At 46.2% G+C, this 20,994-nt stretch carries 17 protein-coding genes and 1 tRNA gene; 15 read left to right on the top strand and 3 right to left on the bottom strand.

Features of this window, described 5'->3' with window-relative positions; genetic code table 11:
* Positions 1 to 825 precede the first annotated feature (825 nt).
* The gene (locus K7R10_RS12265) at positions 826 to 3,789 is read left to right on the top strand and encodes a DNA polymerase III subunit alpha (protein ID WP_224485013.1); all 2,964 of its coding nucleotides are present in this window, start codon (positions 826 to 828) and stop codon (positions 3,787 to 3,789) included.
* A 1,354-nt stretch (positions 3,790 to 5,143) separates the two neighbouring features.
* Here K7R10_RS12265 and K7R10_RS12270 read toward each other — a convergent pair.
* Positions 5,144 to 5,653 (bottom strand): DUF456 domain-containing protein, encoded by a 510-nt coding sequence (locus K7R10_RS12270; RefSeq protein ID WP_224485014.1) that lies wholly within the window; start codon positions 5,651 to 5,653, stop codon positions 5,144 to 5,146.
* Positions 5,654 to 5,794: 141 nt separating this feature from the next.
* Between K7R10_RS12270 and K7R10_RS12275 the strand changes: the two genes are divergently transcribed.
* The 7 genes from K7R10_RS12275 to K7R10_RS12305 all read left to right on the top strand — a co-directional run bounded on the left by K7R10_RS12275 (position 5,795) and on the right by K7R10_RS12305 (position 11,495).
* A complete protein-coding gene (locus K7R10_RS12275) occupies positions 5,795 to 7,132 on the top strand; it encodes an SgcJ/EcaC family oxidoreductase (RefSeq protein ID WP_224485015.1) in 1,338 nt (445 codons plus the stop codon).
* 1 nt (position 7,133) lies between these two features.
* The gene (locus K7R10_RS12280; protein ID WP_224485016.1) at positions 7,134 to 7,499 is read left to right on the top strand and encodes a BlaI/MecI/CopY family transcriptional regulator; all 366 of its coding nucleotides are present in this window, start codon (positions 7,134 to 7,136) and stop codon (positions 7,497 to 7,499) included.
* Positions 7,496 to 8,788 (top strand): M56 family metallopeptidase, encoded by a 1,293-nt coding sequence (locus tag K7R10_RS12285; RefSeq protein WP_224485017.1) that lies wholly within the window; start codon positions 7,496 to 7,498, stop codon positions 8,786 to 8,788. Before K7R10_RS12280 ends, K7R10_RS12285 begins: the two co-directional genes overlap by 4 nt.
* Positions 8,789 to 8,821: 33 nt before the next feature.
* The gene (locus K7R10_RS12290) at positions 8,822 to 9,979 is read left to right on the top strand and encodes a tetratricopeptide repeat protein (protein ID WP_224485018.1); all 1,158 of its coding nucleotides are present in this window, start codon (positions 8,822 to 8,824) and stop codon (positions 9,977 to 9,979) included.
* Between the two features lie 56 nt (positions 9,980 to 10,035).
* Positions 10,036 to 10,512, top strand: coding sequence for a hypothetical protein (locus K7R10_RS12295; protein WP_224485019.1), 477 nt, complete (start codon positions 10,036 to 10,038; stop codon positions 10,510 to 10,512).
* Between the two features lie 75 nt (positions 10,513 to 10,587).
* Positions 10,588 to 11,142 carry a crossover junction endodeoxyribonuclease RuvC gene (gene ruvC, locus K7R10_RS12300; protein WP_224485020.1) on the top strand — a complete coding sequence of 185 codons (555 nt, stop codon included), beginning with the start codon at positions 10,588 to 10,590 and terminating at the stop codon, positions 11,140 to 11,142.
* Positions 11,139 to 11,495 carry a hypothetical protein gene (locus tag K7R10_RS12305; RefSeq protein WP_224485021.1) on the top strand — a complete coding sequence of 119 codons (357 nt, stop codon included), beginning with the start codon at positions 11,139 to 11,141 and terminating at the stop codon, positions 11,493 to 11,495. The genes ruvC and K7R10_RS12305 overlap by 4 nt, the downstream gene beginning before the upstream one ends.
* On the opposite strand, the gene K7R10_RS12310 is transcribed toward K7R10_RS12305, so the two are convergent.
* Positions 11,479 to 12,012, bottom strand: a complete 534-nt coding sequence (locus K7R10_RS12310; protein ID WP_224485022.1) for an outer membrane protein transport protein — start codon at positions 12,010 to 12,012, stop codon at positions 11,479 to 11,481. The two genes, K7R10_RS12305 and K7R10_RS12310, sit on opposite strands and share 17 nt — an antisense overlap.
* Before the next feature lie 106 nt (positions 12,013 to 12,118).
* Between K7R10_RS12310 and K7R10_RS12315 the strand changes: the two genes are divergently transcribed.
* Together K7R10_RS12315 and odhB are read left to right on the top strand one after the other, a co-directional pair.
* The gene (locus K7R10_RS12315) at positions 12,119 to 14,923 is read left to right on the top strand and encodes a 2-oxoglutarate dehydrogenase E1 component (protein WP_224485023.1); all 2,805 of its coding nucleotides are present in this window, start codon (positions 12,119 to 12,121) and stop codon (positions 14,921 to 14,923) included.
* Positions 14,924 to 15,005: 82 nt separating this feature from the next.
* The gene (gene odhB / locus K7R10_RS12320; RefSeq protein ID WP_224485024.1) at positions 15,006 to 16,265 is read left to right on the top strand and encodes a 2-oxoglutarate dehydrogenase complex dihydrolipoyllysine-residue succinyltransferase; all 1,260 of its coding nucleotides are present in this window, start codon (positions 15,006 to 15,008) and stop codon (positions 16,263 to 16,265) included.
* 236 nt (positions 16,266 to 16,501) lie between these two features.
* Here the strand turns inward: odhB and K7R10_RS12325 are convergent, their stop codons facing one another.
* On the bottom strand, positions 16,502 to 16,957 hold the full coding sequence (locus K7R10_RS12325; RefSeq protein ID WP_224485025.1) for a retropepsin-like aspartic protease family protein: 456 nt from the start codon (positions 16,955 to 16,957) through the stop codon (positions 16,502 to 16,504).
* A 52-nt stretch (positions 16,958 to 17,009) separates the two neighbouring features.
* On the opposite strand from K7R10_RS12325, the gene K7R10_RS12330 reads away from it, so the two are divergent.
* The 5 genes from K7R10_RS12330 (at position 17,010) to K7R10_RS12350 (ending at position 20,994) form a co-directional block, all read left to right on the top strand.
* On the top strand, positions 17,010 to 17,777 hold the full coding sequence (locus K7R10_RS12330) for a TatD family hydrolase (RefSeq protein WP_224485026.1): 768 nt from the start codon (positions 17,010 to 17,012) through the stop codon (positions 17,775 to 17,777).
* 35 nt (positions 17,778 to 17,812) lie between these two features.
* A complete protein-coding gene (locus K7R10_RS12335; protein WP_255610511.1) occupies positions 17,813 to 18,940 on the top strand; it encodes a 1-acyl-sn-glycerol-3-phosphate acyltransferase in 1,128 nt (375 codons plus the stop codon).
* A gap of 2 nt (positions 18,941 to 18,942) precedes the next feature.
* Complete coding sequence (locus tag K7R10_RS12340) at positions 18,943 to 19,962, top strand: asparaginase (protein WP_224485027.1); 1,020 nt, start codon at positions 18,943 to 18,945, stop codon at positions 19,960 to 19,962.
* 68 nt (positions 19,963 to 20,030) lie between these two features.
* Positions 20,031 to 20,118: transfer RNA gene (locus tag K7R10_RS12345), tRNA-Ser, on the top strand.
* A 75-nt stretch (positions 20,119 to 20,193) separates the two neighbouring features.
* On the top strand, positions 20,194 to 20,994 hold the full coding sequence (locus tag K7R10_RS12350; protein WP_224485028.1) for a MotA/TolQ/ExbB proton channel family protein: 801 nt from the start codon (positions 20,194 to 20,196) through the stop codon (positions 20,992 to 20,994).

A 20,994-nucleotide genomic window follows, 5' to 3' on the forward strand; every position in this document is an offset into this window, starting at 1 on the left:
GAAGTTATGGAGTTATGAGGTTATGGAGTTATGAAGTTATGAAGTGATGGGGGTGGAGAATTGTGGATTGTGGATTGTGGATTGTGAATGATGAATGGGATCGTCTTTGCGAGGAGCGAAGCGACGAAGCAATCTTTTTAAGAGAGTAGAGAGTGGAGAATAGAGAGTAGTTTTAATGGTAATTATCATGCAGCTATTGTCACACTGAGCATGTCGAAGTGAGACTATCCCAATGCTGAATTATGAATTGTGGATTGTGAATGATGAATGAAAACGTCTTTGCGAGGAGCGAAGCGACGAAGCAATCTTTTTAAGAGAGTAGAGAATAGGGATTAGGGATTTGTGACTGGTTATTAGTTATTAGCCGATAATCCATCATACCCTCATACCACCATACCTTCATACCCTGTTTTGAGAATAGAGAGTAGAGAATGGGGAAGCCCGCGATGCGGGATTAATTGTGCATGATGGATGCCCTCCCCCTGCAAAACCATTGGTTTTGCTTCCCCCCTCCCAGAGGGAGAGGGGTTACTGCATATAGAGGATATGTGAAAAATAAAAGGAGCCAGCCGGCGCTTGAATGACAATGCCAACGGCGTTGATGGAAGGGGTGGATGGCATAGTCTCTTAAGACAACCCACTCCGTCAGCGATTTCATCGCTGTCACCCCTCCCTGACCAGGGCGGAGAGCCCGAAACCCGGAACTTTGGAGCTATCAAAAAAAATCAATTTCCTTAACCCTTAACCCTTAACCCTTAACCCTTAACCCTTAACCCTTAACCCTTAACCCTTAACCCTTAACCACTAACCACTAACCAGTAACCCATGTACCTGAATTGTCACACATATTACAGCCTTCGTTTCGGAACCTTTTCCGAGACCGAGCTTTTGGAGCTTGCCGTGGCCAATGAGGTCAGTTGCCTGGCATTGACCGATATCAACAACACTTCGGCCTGCCTGAACTTTGTGCGGAAAGCTCCGGAGTACGGGGTGCGGCCGGTGCTGGGAATCGATTTTCGAAATGGGGTGGAACAGGAATTCGTGGCATTGGCCGAAAATAACGAAGGGTTTTATGAGCTCAATAGTTTTTTGTCGGATCACCTGCACAGCAAGAAGCCTTTCGGGAAACGCCCGCCTGCTTTTGACCATGCCTTCGTGGTCTATCCTTTTGAAAAAGTGCTGGCGGAAGAGATGACCGACTTCAGCGAGCGGGAGTTTATCGGAATCTCGGTGGCCGACTTGCGTAAACTGCCCTTCTCCTGCTATATAAAGAACTACCGGGATCGCCTTGTGGTACAGCAGCCGGTCACCTTTCGAAACAAACGGGATTTCAATGCCCACCGGCTGCTTCGGGCTATCGACAACAATATTCTTCTCAGTAAACTATCAAAAGATGAAGAAGCCGATGAGAACGAGAAGATGTTTCCCGTAACCAACCTGGTGCAGGCCTTTTCAGAGTACAGCTTTATCCTGGAGAACACCGATCGCCTGCTGCGATCCTGCTCCATTGAATTCGACTTCTCTTCCGATGATAAGATGCAGAATCAGCGTACCTATACCGGAGATCCTGAAAAAGATGTACAGTTGCTGGAAGAACTTTGCGAAAAAGGACTTCCATACCGCTACCCCGATGCCGGTCCGGAGATCAGGGAACGTATTGACAAGGAACTTTCGGTGATCAGGCAGATGAATTTTGTCGCCTACTTCCTGATCAACTGGGATATTATCAGTTACGCCAAAAGGCAGGGGTATTTTCATGTAGGCCGCGGAAGCGGTGCCAACAGTGTGGTCGCTTACCTGCTGGGAATTACAGATGTCGACCCCATGGAGCTCGACCTCTATTTTGAACGGTTTATCAACCTGTACCGAACCAGTCCGCCGGACTTCGACATCGATTTTTCCTGGCGTGACCGTGAAGATATGACCCGCTATATCTTTGAGCGTTTTCCGAATGTAGCCCTGCTGGGGGCTTATGTCACTTTCCAGTACCGGGGAGTGATCAGGGAGCTGGGAAAAGTGTTCGGACTGCCTAAGGAAGAGATCGATAAGCTCAGCGAAGACCGGCTCCGTACTGATGAGCTGGATCAGACGGCCCTGCTGGTATTAAAATACGGGAAGCTCATACACGGTATGCCTAACTATGTGAGCATCCATTCCAGCGGAATCCTGATCAGCCAGAAACCCCTGCACTGGTTCTCGGCGACCAACCTTCCGCCCAAGGGATTTCCGACCGTACAGTTCGATATGCATATCGCCGAAGATGCAGGGTTGTACAAGTTCGATATACTCGGGCAACGCGGCCTGGCAAAGATCAAGGAGGCGATCGCCATTATTCATGAGAACCGGCCCGACGCAGCCGATTTTGATATTCATGATATACGGTCGCTGAAACAGGATCCAAAGATCAATGGGATCATAAAGACCGCCCAGTGTATGGGATGTTTTTATGTAGAGTCACCTGCTATGCGGATGCTGCTGAAAAAGCTGGAGGTCGATAATTATCTGAGCCTGGTGGCAGCCAGTTCGATCATCAGACCGGGTGTCTCGAAGAGCGGGATGATGCGGGAATATATACTGCGTCACCGTCACCCTGAACGACGCAAACAGGCACATCCGGTGCTGTGGGAGATTATGCCTGATACCTACGGGGTGATGGTCTACCAGGAAGACGTGATCAAGGTGGCTCACCACTTCGCCGGCCTGACACTGGGAGAGGCCGATGTGTTACGAAGGGGAATGAGCGGGAAATATCGTTCACGGGAAGAGTTCAAACGGGTGGAAGATAAGTTCATCAGCAACTGTCGCGAGAAGGGGTATGATGATAAACTGGTCAAAGACGTATGGCACCAGGTGGCGAGCTTTGCCGGTTATGCGTTTGCCAAGGGGCACTCGGCATCGTATGCGGTCGAAAGTTATCAGAGCCTTTTCCTGCGGGCTTATTTCCCACTGGAATATATGGTGGCCGTGATCAATAATGGCGGCGGATTTTACCGGACAGAGATCTATGTGCATGAAGCCCGTATGCTGGGTGCCGGGATACATGCGCCTTGTGTGAATCGAAGTGGGATAGCGCATCGCATTATAGGGTGTGATATCTACCTGGGACTGGCTGCTCTGCGGGAACTGGAAGAGCGTTCTGCCATGCTGATCGTGAAAGAGCGGCAGGCAGGAGGCGTGTTTCGGTCGCTTGATGATTTCGTAGACCGGGTGCGTATCGGGATCGAACAGCTGAGTATCCTGATACGTATCGATGCCTTCAGGTTTACGGGAATCGATAAATACGAACTGCTGTGGCAGGCACATTTCAAACTGGGAGTTAGCAAGAAACCCGAACCCCAGCAGAAACTGTTTCGTCCGCCTCACCGGAACTTTGAGATTCCGGCCTTGTCGACCACCCGGTTGGAGGCCGCTTTCGATCAGCTGGAATTGCTGGGTTACTGCCTCTGCAGTCCGTTCGAGCTTTTAAAGGAAGCGCCGCTCAATACGAACGGAGCGGCAGATCTGGAAGCTTACCTGGACCGGCACATCGATATCTATGGCTACCTGGTGACCGTGAAACGCACCAAAACCCACCGGAAAGAGGAGATGAACTTTGCCACCTTTATCGATCAGCGGGGGGAGGTCTTCGACTGTGTGCTTTTTCCGCCCGTGGCCCGTAAATATTATTTCAGGGGGAAGGGCATCTATCGCCTCTACGGAAAGGTCGTCAGTGAATTTGGTTTTTTGAGTGTGGAGGTCAAAAGGATGCGAAAGGAAGATTATATCGCAGATCCGAGGTATAGTGATTAGTTATTAGTTATTAGTGAGTCGGGAGTTGTGAGTTGTGAGTTGTGAATGGAGAGTGGAGAATAGAGAATGGAAAACCCTGAATTATGAATTATGGATTGTGAATGATGAATGGAAGCGTCTTTGCGAGGAGCGAAGCGACGAAGCAATCTGCTGAAGAGATTAGGGATTAGGGATTTGTCACTGGTTATTAGTTATTTGCCGATATACCAGAATCTCATCATACCCTCATACCCTCATACCACAATACCTCCATAGCACAAAATGTCACACTGCTCCGGAGGGTCGGGAGTCGGGAGTCGGGAGTCGTGAGTGGTGAGTTGTGAATGGAGAGTGGAGAATAGAGAATGGAATATCCTGAATTATGAATTATGGATTGTGAATGATGAATGGAAACGTCTTTGCGAGGTAGCGAAGCGACGAAGCAATCTTTTTAAAAGAATAGGGATTAGGGATTTGTGACTGGTTATTAGTTAGTTGCCGATATACCAGAATCTCATCATACCCTCATACCCTCATACCACCATACCTCCATAGCACAAAATGTCACACTGCCCCGGAGGGTGGGGAGTCGGGAGTCGGGAGTTGTGAATGGAGAGTGGAGAATAGAGAATGGAATATCCTGAATTATGAATTATGGATTGTGAATGATGAATGGATTCGTTTTAGCGAGAAGCGAAGCGACGAAGCAATCTGCTGAAGAGAATAGGGATTAGGGATTTGTGACTGGTTATTTGTTATTTGCCGATATACCAGAATCTCATCATACCCTCATACCACCATACCCTCATACCACAATACCTCCATAGCACAAAATGTCACACTGCCCCGAAGTATCGGGGTTGTCGAAGTGAGACTATCCGAATGCTGAATTATGGCTTGTGAATGATGAATGGAAACGTCTTTGCGAGAGGGGAAGCGACGAAGCAATCTGCTGAAGAGATTAGGGATTAGGGATTTGTGACTGGTTATTAGTTATTTGCCGATATACCCCCATACCCCCATACCTTCACACCCTGTTTTGAGAACAGAGAACAGGCTGATGCTGAATTATAAATAAGGTTTAAGTTCTGATTATTTCAACCATCATCAGATTAACAGAGTCATCCAGAACGGAGGTGGCTTCGCCACCGTAGTGAAGGATCTGCCGGATCGTGGAAGTACCGGACATATATTATAACTGCAAAATGATGGATTGAGAATCGCACAAAAATATGTTCATTTCCTTAATCCTTAATCCTTAATCCTTAATCCTTAATCCTTAATCCTTAATCCTTAACCTTTAACCCTTAACCCTTAACCCTTAACCCTTAGCCCTTAGCCCTTAGCCGCATAACCACTAACCATTAACCCCTAATCACCATGTAAATAATGCCTCCCGATACTCCCAGACGCGGTAGATAAAGATCCCCAGAAATGCCATAGCCACTATGAACTTTAGCAGGGTGCCGGTAAGAAACCCCATAAAGGAACCGAAGGCGGCACGCATGGCGGTTTTATTGTCGGCCTTATTGGTGTACTCGCCCACCAGGGCTCCGATAAAAGGCCAGATGATGATACCGAAGATCCCAAAAATGGGGAAGACCAGGGATATGATCAGGCCGATGGTGGTTCCTATGACGCCATTTCTGCTGCCGCCATATCTTTTGGTGCCGGCAGCCGGAATGATGTAATCAAGTACCACTACCAGCACCGCCAGGAACAAGGTAATCCCCAGTGTGACCCAATTGAAGGGCACTGCCTTGGTAAGGTACAGAAGTAAGAGGCCGAACCAACTGAGAGGCGGACCAGGCAGTACAGGGAGAAAACTCCCCAGTATACCCGTGATGATCAGAATAAATCCAAGAACAAGTAAAAGTATGTCCATAATTGGCAGGTTTTCTACGAATATAGCTAATCTTATTGTGGTAAAGTTCTCATAAAAACCACCTTTAGCAATATTTTAAAAACTAAAAGATTAGTTTAAACTAAAGTTTTAGTTATATTTATGATCTGAAACATTATATTCATGGGTTGCAGCAGTAAAATATGGAGCCGATTGTGGATTGTGGTCGTATTGCTATACGGCACGACCATGTATGCGCAACAACGGCCTGATACGACCTTTACCTACCAGCCAAGACAGGCTGCTTACCCTGCCGGCGAAGGTCCGCTGGTGTTGATAGATGAAGGGCATGAGAACCTTCATGCGGCGGGCGGAAATTTCGCTCCTTTCGCAAAGTTGCTTCGGGAAGACGGTTACCGTGTAGCGCCCCATAAAGGTGCTTTAACTGCCGGATCACTATCTGGGGCAGATATACTTGTGATCGCCAATGCATTGCATCCGTCCAATAAAGGAAACTGGGTTTTACCCAATCCATCAGCTTTTAGCAAAGAGGAGATTCAAGCAGCCAGAGATTGGGTCGCTGATGGAGGCAAACTATTGCTGATCGCCGATCATATGCCTTTTGCAGGAGCCGCCGGGGAGCTTGCTTCAGCTTTCGGAATAGCGTTTCTGAATGGTTTTGCCATGACATCTAATGCCTTTTGGCCCCCTTCTGTTTTTAGCCGCTCTGAAGCGGGACTTTTGGCTCATCCTGTGACCGAAGGGCTTCAGGAGTACGAAAGCATAGATGAGATAGCCACCTTTACAGGCTCTGCCTTTACGTTGCCGGATGGGGCCGAACCCATTCTTGCCTTTAAGAAAGAACACCGATCGCTTCTGCCCGACACGGCCTGGGCCTTCAATTCGAAAACTCCGAACCTCTCTTTGGATGGGTATTACCAGGGCGGTATTGTGCAGCATGGGAAAGGAAAAGTTGCTGTCTTTGGTGAGGCTGCCATGTTCACGGCTCAGGTGACCGGGCAGGGAATCAAAGCAGGTTTTAATTCTGAATTTGCCCCTCAAAACGCTCAGTTCATACTAAACTTGATTCATTACCTGGAAGGACCGAAAATTTACACCGGGGAACTTTCCTCAGCAGAAAAGGAAGAGATGTCAGGGATGGAGGCAGAGATTCTGCAAGTGAATCACGAAATGGAATCGGCTTTTAACAGAAAGGATTATAAGGCCGTGGCTGAATATTATTCAGATGATGCCGTACTTGTTTCAGAAGGGATAGAGTTGCATGGGAGAGAGGCTATCGATGCGTACTGGATGGCCATGGAAGACCGCGGCATCGCCTGGGAGCTTGAAAATACCGAGATCATTCCTGATGTCACCACTGCAGTTCAAAGAGGAATCTCCCGTCTTACCTATTTGGACTATTCAGGAACCGAAGTGGTTTCCAGGGTGAAGTTCACTCTGCTATGGGTGAAAAGCAATGAGCAATGGAAAATTAGAATCGATCATTATTCAAAACTATAAAATGAAACAACTGACCAAGGCAGAAGAAGAGGTAATGCAAATCCTCTGGAAGTTAAAAAAGGCCAATGTAAAGGCTGTTATCAAGGAACTGCCCGAACCCAAACCGGCATACAATACCATCTCTACGATCATCCGGATACTGGAAAGCAAAGGATTCGTCGATCATGAGCAGAAAGGGAAAGGTTATTTGTATTATCCAATGGTACAACGGGAAGAATACAGCAGCCAATCGATCAACTCTTTTGTAGATAAATACTTTCAGGGGTCTTTTAAAAGTATGGTCTCATTCTTTGTGCGGAAGAACGATCTAAGCCTGAAAGAGATGGAAGATATAATGAAAGACATTGAAAAAAATAATAAATCATGATACGGTATCTAATCATCATGTTGAGCTGCCAGCTGCTTTTTCTGCTGGTGTACGATTTGTGGTTGAAAAAGGAAACTTTTTTTAACTGGAACCGGGTGTATCTGCTGCTTACCCCCTTGATCTCAGTATTTCTGCCATTTATTAAGATGGATGTCCTGAGAACCACCGCTCCTGAGCCCCTGGTAAAGGCTGTTCCGGTAATTTTTCCGGAGCCGGCCCAGGTGGTTACAGCAACCGTGCCTCAGGCCGATGGCCTTTCCTTGACGCCTTGGGAATGGCTCCTGCTGTCTGGAGGGATTATTGCATTGGGATTCTTCTTTTACAAGCTCTTTCTGATCTTCAGATTGCGACAGAAAGGAGTGAAAAGATATTTCAAAGAATACCTGCAGATCGAAGTTGCTGACAGCGAAATTGCATTTTCATTCTTCAGGCAGGTTTTTCTGGGGCAAAGAATACTGGAGCGTAGTCATCGCCATATCCTTGATCACGAACTGGTGCATATAAGAGAAGGGCATTCTTGGGATCTCATTTATTTTGAAATATTGCGCATCCTTTTCTGGTTCAATCCCCTGGTGTATGTGTTCCAGGCCCGCATGACCGAATTACATGAATTCATAGCCGACGAAAAAATGTCGGGCAAGCACAAGAAAGATACCTACGAGCACCTGTTGCAGGAGGTTTTTCATACCCGTGAGATTTCATTCATCAACTCATTTTTTAATCATTCATTAATCAAAAAACGAATAATTATGTTACATCGATCAAGATCCAATCCGCTCAGAAAATTCAAGTACTTGTTTATTGCACCCCTTGTGCTGGGAATGCTCATGTATACTTCCTGCGAGGGTGAAAAGCCAGAAATTGAAAATTCTTCTGTCAATGCAGGTGAACACCTGGAAACTTCCGCCGAATCTAAAGGTCCCGGTCCTGCTAAAGATGTCGCTTTTAGCAAGATACCCGTTAAACCTGCATTTAAGTCACCCTGTGAAGACGGACAGGAAGCCTTCGCTTGCTTCCGGAGCAAACTCGATGAACATGTAATAGCGACATTCCGTTATCCCGCTGAAGCCCTGGAAAAAGGTATGCAGGGAAAGGTATATGTTAACTTCCGAATCAATACAGATGGCAGTATAACCGTAATGGAAACACGCGCAGAGCACGAATTGCTCGCACAGGAAGGTCGCAGAATTATCGAAGCCTTGCCGGAACTTCACCCCGGTGGTGATGAAGATGGAAACCCGGTACCCGTAACCTTTGCCTACCCTATTATTTTTAAACTTAAAAGCTGATGTCTGAAAATCCAATCAAGTAATAGAATCAATATGTGGAATTCTAAAAATCTCAACAGTATTTTGCAAAAGGCACTGGGGGTAGGGTTCGTGATTTGTACATTTTCCCTGTATTCTCAAATGGAAGTTCCCGGTTCTAAGGCGGATAGTTTGTTTGAATCAGGTAATTTCAGCGCAGCTATCAATGCTTATGCCGCTAATAATGATCTGTATTCACAGGAACGAATTGCCAGGGCATATCGCGCCCTCGGCAACTACGGCAAAGCGACCGATCAGTACGAATACCTGGTCGGAAGATTTCCGGCTAATCTGGAGTTTAAGCATGCTCTTGCATCCCTGCTTTACAAAACAAGGGCTTATGAAAGATCGGTTGCGGTATATGACTCCCTTTTGCTTTCAGATACCCTTAATCCCGGACCCTGGTATCAGCACGGACTGGCTCTTAAAAAAATGCGAAGAGACAGCATGGCCGGAAAGTCTTTCTTTCGTGCTTATCAGTTGGATAGCAGTCATGTAAAATCAATCATAGAATTGGGTGAGTATTACCTGAAGAGAAGGCAGTTGGATTCGGCACATTTCTTTGCAGAGAGAGGGCTGGCGATCGCGCCCGAACATGCAGAGCTGCTCAATATCAAAGCTCTTGCCTGGTATAATGATCATCAATATCGTCAGTCCATACCTTACTTTGAGCGGTTAATTGCTTCTAATTATAACGAGTTCTATATAGTCGCTTCTCTGGGGCATGCCTACACTGAAAACTGGCAGAAGGAAGAAGCCTTTGAATTGTATAAAAAATTTCTTCCTGTTTACAATGACCAGCCTGAGATCTGGTATGCTATTGGTAACTTATACCGGCACGAACGCAGGGAGCAGGATTCGGCAGATGTATGCTTTCGCAAGGCGATTGAATTAAAGCAAACCGACCTTAGCCGGGAATACGTGGCGCTGGCAGGATTGAAAAGAGAACAAAACCGGTTATCAGAAGCCTATGAATACTACCAGCAGGCTTTTGAAGATGATTCTGATAATATGTTGATCATGTACAATATCTGTGAGCTCACCGATCAACTCTACCGGGATCAGGACATAAAGAAGTCCTGTTATGAGAAGTTTCTGGAGCTTTTCTCTCAGAAGAATTACGGGAGAAGATATGTTAGAAGAGTGAAGGAGCGTGTGGCCGCACTGGAGTAAGATTCTCTTTGTGCCCTTGGCCAAAAAGTCGTATTTTCCCCGCGTAAATCTATGACATGCAACGATTCGGGGCTTTACTGTTGCTGCTTACACTGGTCTCCTGCCAGTTCTTCGGTTCCACTGAAACGGCAAAGAAAGAGCTGGTTCAGAAGGAGCTCGAGAGTATGAACTGGAATGAGGTAGACAGGTATCCCTTGTTCGAAGACTGTGACGAAACGGCCGATAAGGCAGCTCAGCGACAGTGCTTCCAAATGGCCTTTACTTCTCATTTTTTCTCGACCCTTCAACAGCATCGTATTGAAGTCAGGGGCAATCTGAACGATACGGTTAAGGTTGAGCTGCTGATCGATAAATACGGCAGTATCATTTACCTCGATTCTGATATTAATGAGAATGTCAAAAAGGAGATTCCCGAATTCGAAGATATGGTTGAACGATCCCTGCAGACGCTTCCGCAGGTGTATCCGGCTTTGAAACGCGATATTCCGGTGAGTACCAAGGTGGTGCTTCCCATCGTGTTAAAGGTCGATTGATGTCTTATCATTCTGATGAAAGCCTTTTAATTTGATACATTTGTCACGGGCAGTAGTGCTCAAAAATCCTTGTTTTTGAAAAAAGAAAAGATCATACTAGGGGTCGATCCCGGAACCACCATCATGGGATTCGGATTGCTGAAATGTACCGGGCAAAAGCTCGAACTGCTGCAGCTCGATGAATTGATCCTGAAAAAATACACCGATCATTACCTGAAGCTCAAAAAGATCTTTGAGCATACCGTGGCGTTGATCGATCAATATAATCCTGATGAACTGGCTATCGAAGCTCCGTTTTTTGGTAAAAACGTACAGTCGATGCTGAAACTTGGCCGGGCGCAGGGAGTGGCCATGGCGGCAGGGCTCTCCAGGGAGGTCCCTATCACAGAATATTCTCCGAGAAAGATCAAAATGGCCATCACGGGTAACGGAAATGCCAGTAAAGAACAGGTGGCCAAGATGCTTCAGAACCTGGTGGGTCTTAAAAAACTTCCCAAGAACCTTGACGCTACAGACGGTCTTGCTGTAGCGGTATGTCATTTTTATAACAGTGGGAAGCCCAGCAGCGATAAGAACTATACCGGCTGGGCATCTTTTGTGAGCCAGAACCAGTCAAGAATAAAGAAATGACCCGTTTTCACCCTCCAAACGATTTCAGCGGTCTGACACAACAGGCTCAAAAAGAGGATCTCTATGCAAAATTGCTGGAACAGCTCAATAAGGATCTGCAATTTGCAAACCTGTCGGAGCAGTTTTCTGAAAATACCTCACCCGAAAAGCTTCAAAGAGACTTGCATGAACTGGTCTACCGGCTTATCAGTGAAAAATTCGGGGATTATTTGAATCTCTTGTATATCATTGATGTTTCAGAGGCTCAGATAAGGTCGCTTGACGGATCAGATGTGGTCAGGTTATCTGAGCAGGTGGCATTTCTGATTTTAAAAAGAGAGTGGCAGAAGGTGTGGTTTAAAAATAGACTCTGACAAAAGGCATCAGGGCACTGCCGTAAATACTCCGGGCTTCGTCATAAAGTACATCATAGCGCGCTCCAATGGTTACAGGGCCGGTGTTATAACCTGCTCCCAGGAATAGTGCAGGGTACCAGTATTGTTCATCTTCAATGATCAGCCGGTCATCGAAGCGGCGGTTGACATGAAGTTCTTCAAGTTCGGCAGAGAGCTGTATTTCTCTTATGGGAGAGTACAAGCCGATCAGGGAACCACCTATAACGGTCGAGTTATAAAAATCCCGCTCACTGGCATAGGTGAAATTCAAACCCAGTCCGACTGCAAGCTTAGGGTTTACATTATATATGCCACTCGGGGCCAGGGTGGCGCTAAAGAAGTCATTCCCGAATCCCAGGCCAATATTACCTCCCCAGCTCACATTGCTCCATATAGGATGAGCGTCAGCCTGTTGAGCGCTGGTTTTTGAAAATGGAAGGCAGGTTAATAGAAGGGTGAGGGAAACGATTATGAGAAAAGAACTTTCTTTTTGCATAGCTGTCAATATCTTCTTATAAATATAATAAAAGCTCACGGCGTTTTTCTTAAAAATTGTACTTTTGTATAAATTTTGCCCTGTTGTGGGGTAGCTAACAAGAAACATGGATAAATATTCCTTTTTAAATGCGGCACACACCGCTTTTTTTGCGGAGTTATACGACCAGTATTTAATTAGCCCTGATAGTGTTGAACCGAGTTGGAGGGCGTTTTTTCAAGGATTTGATTTCGGGATGGAGAGTGCTTCATCAAACGGGTATACTGAAAACCACGAGAACGGAACCGTAAGCGTGGAGCTGCCTGAATTGGGCAAGACCGTAGAGATTTCCCAGGATGTTCTTAAAGAATTCCAGGTGGTGCGTCTTATTGACGGATACCGCAGCAGAGGTCATCTCTTTACCAAGACCAATCCCGTCAGGGAACGAAGACAATATTCGCCCACTCTTGACAAAGAGAACTTCGGGCTGGAAGATAACGACCTTGATAAAGTGTTCAAAGCCGGGGAGATACTGGGTATTGGGGCTGCCAGTCTCAGAGATATCATTTCTCACCTGCAGGCGATCTATTGCGATGCCATCGGAGTGGAGTACATGTATATCAGAGATCCTGAACGCATACAGTGGATACAGGATTGGCTCAATGTCAACGATAACCACCCCAGATTCTCTGAAGAACAGAAAAAACACATTCTGAGAAAACTTACCGAAGCCGTTTCCTTCGAAGCTTTTCTTCACCGGAAATATGTCGGGCAAAAACGATTCTCCTTAGAGGGGAACGAATCCCTGATTCCTGCCCTTGACGCGATGGTCGAGCAGGCTGCTGCCAAAGGAGTAAAGCAGTTTGTCATGGGAATGGCCCACCGTGGTCGTTTGAACGTGCTTACCAATATCTTCGGGAAATCAGCCCGTGATATATTCAGTGAGTTCGAGGGGAAAGACTATGAGCAGCCTATTTTCGATGGTGATGTGAAATACCACCTGGGCTGGACCAGTGACCGCGTTACCGATAACGGGAATAAGATAAGTATGAATATTGCGCCCAACCCTTCTCACCTGGAAACCGTAGGTGCCGTGGTAGAAGGTATCACCCGGGCCAAACAAGATAGAAATCACCCCGAAGATTTTTCAAAAGTATTGCCGATAGTTGTACACGGTGATGCTGCCATCGCAGGACAGGGCATCGCCTATGAAGTGGTGCAAATGGCCGGGCTGGAAGCATATAAAACCGGAGGTACCATTCATATAGTGGTTAACAACCAGATCGGTTTTACCACCAATTACCTTGACGGAAGAACGTCGACCTACTGTACAGATGTGGGTAAGGTAACCTTGTCGCCGGTATTGCATGTGAATGCAGATGATGTGGAGGCTGTGGTGCATGCTGCTACTTTTGCTCTCGAATATCGTATGCGTTATGGACGGGATGTGTTTATCGATCTGTTGGGATACCGTAAATACGGTCACAATGAAGGAGATGAGCCTCGCTTTACACAGCCTAAACTGTACAAGGCGATAGCCAAACACCAGAACCCAAGAGATATTTATGCCGAGAAGTTGCTGAGCGAAGGAGTTGTTGAAGAGTCTTTCGTGAATCAGATCGAGGCAGACTACAAGGATGTGCTGGAGGAGAATCTTGAAGATTCAAGGAAACAGGAGACTACGGTGATCACTCCTTTCATGGCAGATGAGTGGAAAGGCTTTAAAGTGGCGCTCGAAGATGAGATGCTTAAAACCGTAGATACGACCTATTCGAAGGAGAAGCTGGATAAGATCGCCGAGGTCATTACCAACCTGCCGTCCGATAAGAAGTTTCTGCGCAAGATAGAGAAGCTGATCGCCGACAGGCATGAGCAATATTTTGAAAAAGATAAACTCGACTGGGCCATGGGAGAATTGCTGGCCTATGCTACACTGATCGAAGAGGGTTATGATGTTCGAATGTCGGGACAGGATGTGGAGAGGGGTACCTTTTCTCACCGTCACGCTGTGATCAAAGTAGAAGATTCTGAAGAGGAGATCGTGCTTCACAACAAGATGGGTGAGATGCAGAACGGTCACTTCTATATCTATAATTCACTGCTTTCTGAGTACGGAGTAGTAGGATTTGATTATGGGTATGCCATGGCAAGTCCGAATACACTCACCATCTGGGAGGCACAGTTCGGAGACTTCAGCAACGGAGCTCAGATCATGATCGATCAGTATATCTCTGCTGCAGAAGATAAATGGAAATTGCAGAACGGACTGGTGATGCTTCTGCCGCATGGATACGAAGGGCAGGGTGCAGAGCACTCTTCCGCAAGAATGGAGCGTTACCTGCAGCTGTGTGCGAAAGATAATATGTTTGTAGCCGATGTCACCACGCCGGCAAACCTTTTTCATCTCTTCCGCAGACAAATGAAGGCCGCCTACAGAAAGCCGCTCATCGTTTTCACTCCGAAGAGCTTGCTGAGACACCCTAAAGTGGTTTCGACCGTTAAGGATTTTACCGAAGGAAAGTTCATGGAAGTGATCGACGATCAGGAAGTGAAAGCTTCCAAAGTGAAGTCGCTGGTGTTCTGTACAGGGAAGTTCTATTATGACCTGCTTGATGCCAGGGAAGAAAAGGAACGCGATGATGTCGCTCTTGTTCGTATCGAACAGTTGTTCCCGCTTCCTACACAGCAGATACGTAAGATCATAAAGAAATACAGCAAAGCTGAAGAGGTGGTCTGGGCACAGGAAGAACCCCGTAATATGGGAGCCTGGAGCTTTTTATTGCTTCATCTGGAGGAGGCGCGATCTTTCAGGGTGGCTTCACGAAGGTTCTATGCCGCACCGGCGGCCGGAAGCGCTACCCGTTCGAAGAGAAGGCATGAACAGGTGATCGAGTACGTATTTGACAAATCTAAAGACAATATGGTGCGTTGATACCATGCCGATTATAAATATATTTGTAGAGCTGATAGGAAATCAAACACAACAATAGCATTACCAAACTAAATTAAACACAATGGTTTTAGAAATGAAAGTCCCTTCGCCGGGAGAATCTATCACAGAAGTAGAAATTGCAGAATGGTTGGTCGCAGACGGAGATTATGTTGAGAAAGACCAGGCCATTGCAGAGGTAGATTCAGATAAGGCGACACTTGAATTGCCTGCGGAGGCCAGCGGGGTGATCACCCTGAAGGCTGAGGAAGGTGATGCGGTGGCCGTGGGTGAGGTCGTTTGTCTTATCGATACCGATGCCGCAAAGCCAGAGGGGACCGATAAGGCCGATAAAAAAGATAAAAAGGAAGAGCAGTCTTCTGATAAAAAGGAGGAAAGCAAGAAGGAAGCGCCATCTGAAAAGAAGGAAGAAAAGAAAACAGAGTCTTCAGACGATAAAAAGACCTACGCTACCGGCTCTGCCAGTCCTGCAGCCCGCAAGATTCTTGCTGAGAAAGATATCGATCCCAGTGAGGTGAAAGGTTCCGGAAAAGACGGACGTATTACCAAACACGATGCTGAGAACGCGGTTCCTTCCATGGGAACTCCGGGTGGTGGCAGTCGTGGTACCGAGCGCAAGAAATTATCGATGCTCAGAAGGAAGGTGGCCGAGCGCCTCGTTTCTGCTAAAAATGAGACAGCGATGCTAACTACCTTCAACGAGGTGGATATGAGTCCGATTTTTGCCCTCCGAAGCAAGTACAAGGAAGATTTTAAATCAAAGCACGGGGTAAGCCTCGGGTTTATGAGTTTCTTTACAAAGGCAGTGGTGAGAGCGTTGCAGGAGTACCCTGCGGTGAATTCGATGATCGACGGTAAGGAAATGATCACCTATGATTTCTGTGATATTTCTGTGGCAGTATCAGGACCTAAAGGCCTGATGGTGCCCGTAATGCGGAATGCTGAGAATCTCAGTTTCAGAGGTATCGAGTCTGAGATCAAGCGCCTGGCAACAAGGGCCAGAGACGGAAAGATCACGGTTGATGAGATGACCGGAGGTACCTTTACCATTTCGAACGGAGGGGTATTTGGATCAATGCTTTCCACTCCCATTATCAATCCGCCGCAGTCGGGTATATTAGGTATGCACAATATCGTTGAGCGCCCGGTTGCTGTTGACGGAAAGGTGGAAATAAGGCCGATCATGTATGTAGCCTTGTCTTACGATCACCGCATCATTGATGGGAAAGAGTCGGTTGGATTTTTAGTGGCAGTAAAAGAAGCTCTCGAGAATCCCGAAGAACTGCTCATGGATAACAATGTTAAGAAAGCCCTGGAGCTTTAATCATATCAAAGCAAACTTAATAAGCGCCCGGTTTTACCGGGCGTTTTTTTGCTATATGCATTGTACAAAGGCAAACACGGCTATGGCGAAAGCCATAAAACTCAGTATATACACAACTACTCCCAGCTTTGAGTCGTCAGGGTTGGTGGTGACTTTTTCTTTCTTTCTCATCAGGTTGGTATTGGACAAATAAAATTGATGAAAAGACCGGGTGGTTACAAGAGGGTTTTTCCCCTTTATTTTTTTCTTTTGGAATTTTTAAGGTAGAGCTTTTTGCCTTTATAGTCGATGATCGATCGGGATCTTGAGAGGATGTCGGCCCCCAGAATGCCGTGAACGGGCAGGGCGTTATGCATGGTAAGTGCTGCATTGACATGAGTAAGGTCGAAGAGTACGAACTTTACTTTTTTTCGCTGCCAATCGCCGATCTTAAGGCTGTTCTTTTTCGCGATTTGGGTAACCATATTAGTGGCCCCTGCTCCGGCTGCTCTGATGTCTGAATCTTCAGCGATGAGGTCGAAATGTTCGATACAATCTCTGCCGATACAGGTGCTGGAAGCCCCGGTGTCGACGATGAAGCGCCCCTGTATATCATTTATAATAACCTCTACTTCAAAGTGATTGGTATTCGTAAGAGTAAGGGGAACGGCTGTATATCCCTTTTCAAGCAGAAAATTTTTCAGGCTCGCCATGTTCTGTTGCGGTTTGTGCAAATATACTCAGTTAAACCCTTACTTTTGCGCCATGAATTTAATCGATACCCATACACATTTATATGTAGAGGCCTTTGATGAAGATCGTAAGCAGGTCATCGAGAGGGCTGTTGAAGAAGGTGTGCAAAAGTTTTTTATTCCTGCCATCGATTCAGCGTATGTTGCCTCTATGTATGAGTTGGAGCAATTATTTCCTGATCGCATTCACCTGATGGCCGGACTTCATCCGACTCATGTGAAAGAAAATTTCGAAGAAGAGCTTGAGCTGGTCGAGAAGCAACTCAGGCAAAGACGTTTTTATGGCGTTGGAGAAACCGGTATTGACCTGTATTGGGATGACACATTTATCGGGCAGCAAAAAATCGCTTTCGCCAGGCAGATCAGAATGGCAAAGGAGCATGAGTTGCCCGTGATCATTCATTGCAGGGATGCATTTGACGAGGTGTTCGAGGTTCTGGAGGAGGAAAAGAGTGACGAAATGTTCGGGATCTTTCACTGCTTTACAGGTAATAAAGAGCAGGCAGAGCTGGCCATAGGTTATGGATTAAAACTTGGAATCGGCGGAGTGGCTACCTTTAAGAACGGGAAGATCGATAAATTTCTCGATCAGATCGATCTGAATCATATAGTTTTGGAAACTGATGCCCCGTACCTGGCCCCCAAGCCGCATCGCGGAAAAAGAAATGAGAGTGCGTACCTTACTCTGGTGGCACAAAAGCTGGCAGAGATCTATGGGGTGGAAAAAGAAGAGATCGCAAGGATTACCACTGAAAATGCTTGTGAGGTTTTCAAAATTTAAGCAATTTTAAGTTGACACAACCAAAGCCAGCCCAATTGATAACAAAAGAAGATATACGTCCGTACCGCGACGAAGAGGTGCATGATGCTCTTATGCAATATGAGTCTCATCCTCTTTTTTCAGCCTTGTTGAACTTTACCTTTCCTGAAAAATCTTCAGAGGAGATCAGTGAGTTGCTCGACTCCTGCCGGTCGATTCACGATTTTCAGACCCGGGTGGTATACCACAGTATACAGGTCATTCTTGACAAGTCATCTGAAGGATTCAGTCACAGAGGCTTTAATAAACTCGACAAAGACCGGCCTTATCTCTTTATATCGAATCATCGCGATATCGTTCTCGATACTTCATTGCTGAATGTGGTATTGATCGATGAGGGAATGATCACCACGGCATCTGCGATAGGAGATAACCTGGTGCGCAAGTCATTTCTGATGGCTTTATCGCGGCTGAATCGCAATTTTCTCATCAAAAGAGACCAAAGCCCCAGAGAGCGACTTCGAAGTTCCATGGTGGTGTCTGACTATATTCGGGAGTTATTGCTTGAGAAGCAGCGTTCAGTTTGGATAGCACAAAGAGAGGGGAGAACCAAAGACGGCGATGATCGCACGCAACAGGGGGTGCTTAAAATGCTGGGTCTGGCCAATAAAGATCAGGCTGCTGCAGATTATTTCAGGGAATTGAGAATTGTACCTGTCTCCATTTCATACGAATACGACCCTACCGATATATTAAAGATGCCGGAGCTGATGGCCCGTCATTATGATCAGGAATATGTGAAATCTTCCAATGAAGACTTCAACAGCATACTGAAAGGAGCTGCCGGGAATAAGAAACGAATACACATCGAGGCCGGACCTGTATTGGATTCAGAGCTCGACCGGATCTTTCCTCAAAAGGAGGCAAGCAACGTGCAATACCAGGAACTTGCCGAGTATATCGATCATCAGATCTACCGGCATTACCGGCTTTGGCCTTCGAATTATATCGCTTATGACCTTCTGCACGATACCGCAGAATTCCAGGCCCGTTATGATGAAAAGGAAAAGCGGCAGTTCGAACGCAGAATACTACGAAGAGTTGACCAGGAGGATCCGGCTGCTATCAGGAATTTTCTGAGAATGTATGCGAACCCGGTTATAAATAAACTTCACAACGGCTGAAAATGAGCGTTAAGATACTTTTGATCTATACAGGGGGAACGATCGGAATGATCAAAGATTATGAGACCGGGGCATTGCGAGCCTTTGATTTTGATAAACTGTTAAGCCGTATACCCGAATTGTCCCATCTGAATTGTGATATCCAATCGGTTTCTTTTGAAAAGCCGATTGATTCATCGAATATGAACCCGCAGTACTGGGTCAGGCTTCTGGAGATCATAGAGTCTAATTATAAGGAATTTGATGGCTTTGTGATCCTTCACGGCAGTGATACGATGAGCTATACCGCTTCAGCCTTAAGTTTCATGCTGGAGAACCTGGGTAAGCCTGTCATATTCACGGGATCGCAACTTCCTATAGGTGACCTGAGAACAGATGCCAAGGAGAATCTTATCACTTCGATAGAGATCGCTTCCCTGCAAAAGAACAGACAGCCTGTTATCAGGGAGGTATGCCTGTACTTCGAATACAAATTATACCGTGCGAATCGCACCACCAAGATCAATGCCGAGCATTTTGAGGCCTTTGCCTCTCCGAACTATCCGCCCCTGGCAGAAAGCGGTGTTCATCTCAAGATCAATCATGATATGCTGATCAGGCCTGCCAGAAGAAAGATAAAGTTTCACAAAGATCTCGACCCTTCTATAGGTTTGATCAAGTTATTCCCCGGTATTGACCGGGAGTTCATGGCAAGTATTCTGTTAAATGAACGCATCAGGGCGGTGATCATAGAAACTTACGGGGCCGGGAATGCCCCTACCGAAGAATGGTTTGGGGAGGTAGTGCGACAGGCCGTAAAACAGGGCAAGCATGTGGTCAACGTCACCCAGTGCAGCGGAGGCAGGGTGATGATGGGTACCTATGAGACCAGTACACATTTAAAAAAGGCCGGAGTGATCAACGGTTCGAATATCACGACAGAAGCTGCCATTGCTAAACTGATGTACCTCATGGGGAATGGCGTCGGGGCCAAAGTCTTCAGGACCATTTTCGAAACACCGTTGCGCGGTGAGATGGACTAAAATTAGGAGTATAAATTTTTAGGACTAAAAAAAAATTCGTTATTTGCCGCTCCAAAGCTATAAGAATTAGAGAGGTGGCCGAGTGGTCGAAGGCGCACGCCTGGAAAGTGTGTATACGGTAACCCCGTATCGAGGGTTCGAATCCCTTCCTCTCTGCTGTAGTTTTAACTATAAATAACAATTTTTTTTTATCTTTAACCCTATTAACTAACAAATTTAAGTTTAGAAGAAATGAAAAAACTATTCTCTATTCTGGCCATAGCCGGATTATTGGCTTTTAATGCAACAACTGCAAGTGCAAAGGATTTTACGCCTGCTGATACTGATATGATATCAGAAATTGTTGCTTATGATGATGCAGCTGTAACGCTTCAGGAAGAAGCAGCCGCCGCTGAGGAGTCGAAAAGCTTTCACCAGGTGTTGAAAGAGCGTTTCATCGAAGGTGGAGCCGGTTTCATGGGAATCGTACTACTTTGTTTGATCCTTGGTCTTGCAGTAGCTATCGAAAGAATTATTTTCCTGAATATGGCAACCACCAACTCTAAGAAGCTTGCTCAGCAGGTTGAAGATGCACTTGCATCAGGTGGAGTTGAAGCTGCTAAAGAAGTTTGCCGAAACACTAAAGGCCCCGTTGCCTCTATCTACTACCAAGGTCTTGACCGTGTAGACGAAGGTGTTGACGCAGCAGAAAAAGCTGTAGTGGCTTATGGTGGAGTTCAAATGGGTCAATTAGAGAAAAACGTTTCTTGGTTGTCACTGTTCATCGCGATTGCTCCGATGCTAGGATTCATGGGTACGGTAATCGGTATGATCCAGGCCTTCGATAAGATTAGTGCAGCAGGTGGTCTTGATGCCTCTCTGATTGCAGGAGATATTAAGGTGGCACTTTTGACAACTGTATTCGGTCTGATCGTAGCTATTATTCTGCAGATCTTCTACAACTATATTATCGCTAAGATCGATAGTATTGTAAATGACATGGAAGATGCATCTATCATGTTGGTAGATATCCTTGTAGATCACAAAAAGTAA

The sequence above is a fragment of the Robertkochia aurantiaca genome (genome assembly GCF_020166495.1).
Lineage (GTDB): Bacteria > Bacteroidota > Bacteroidia > Flavobacteriales > Flavobacteriaceae > Robertkochia > Robertkochia aurantiaca.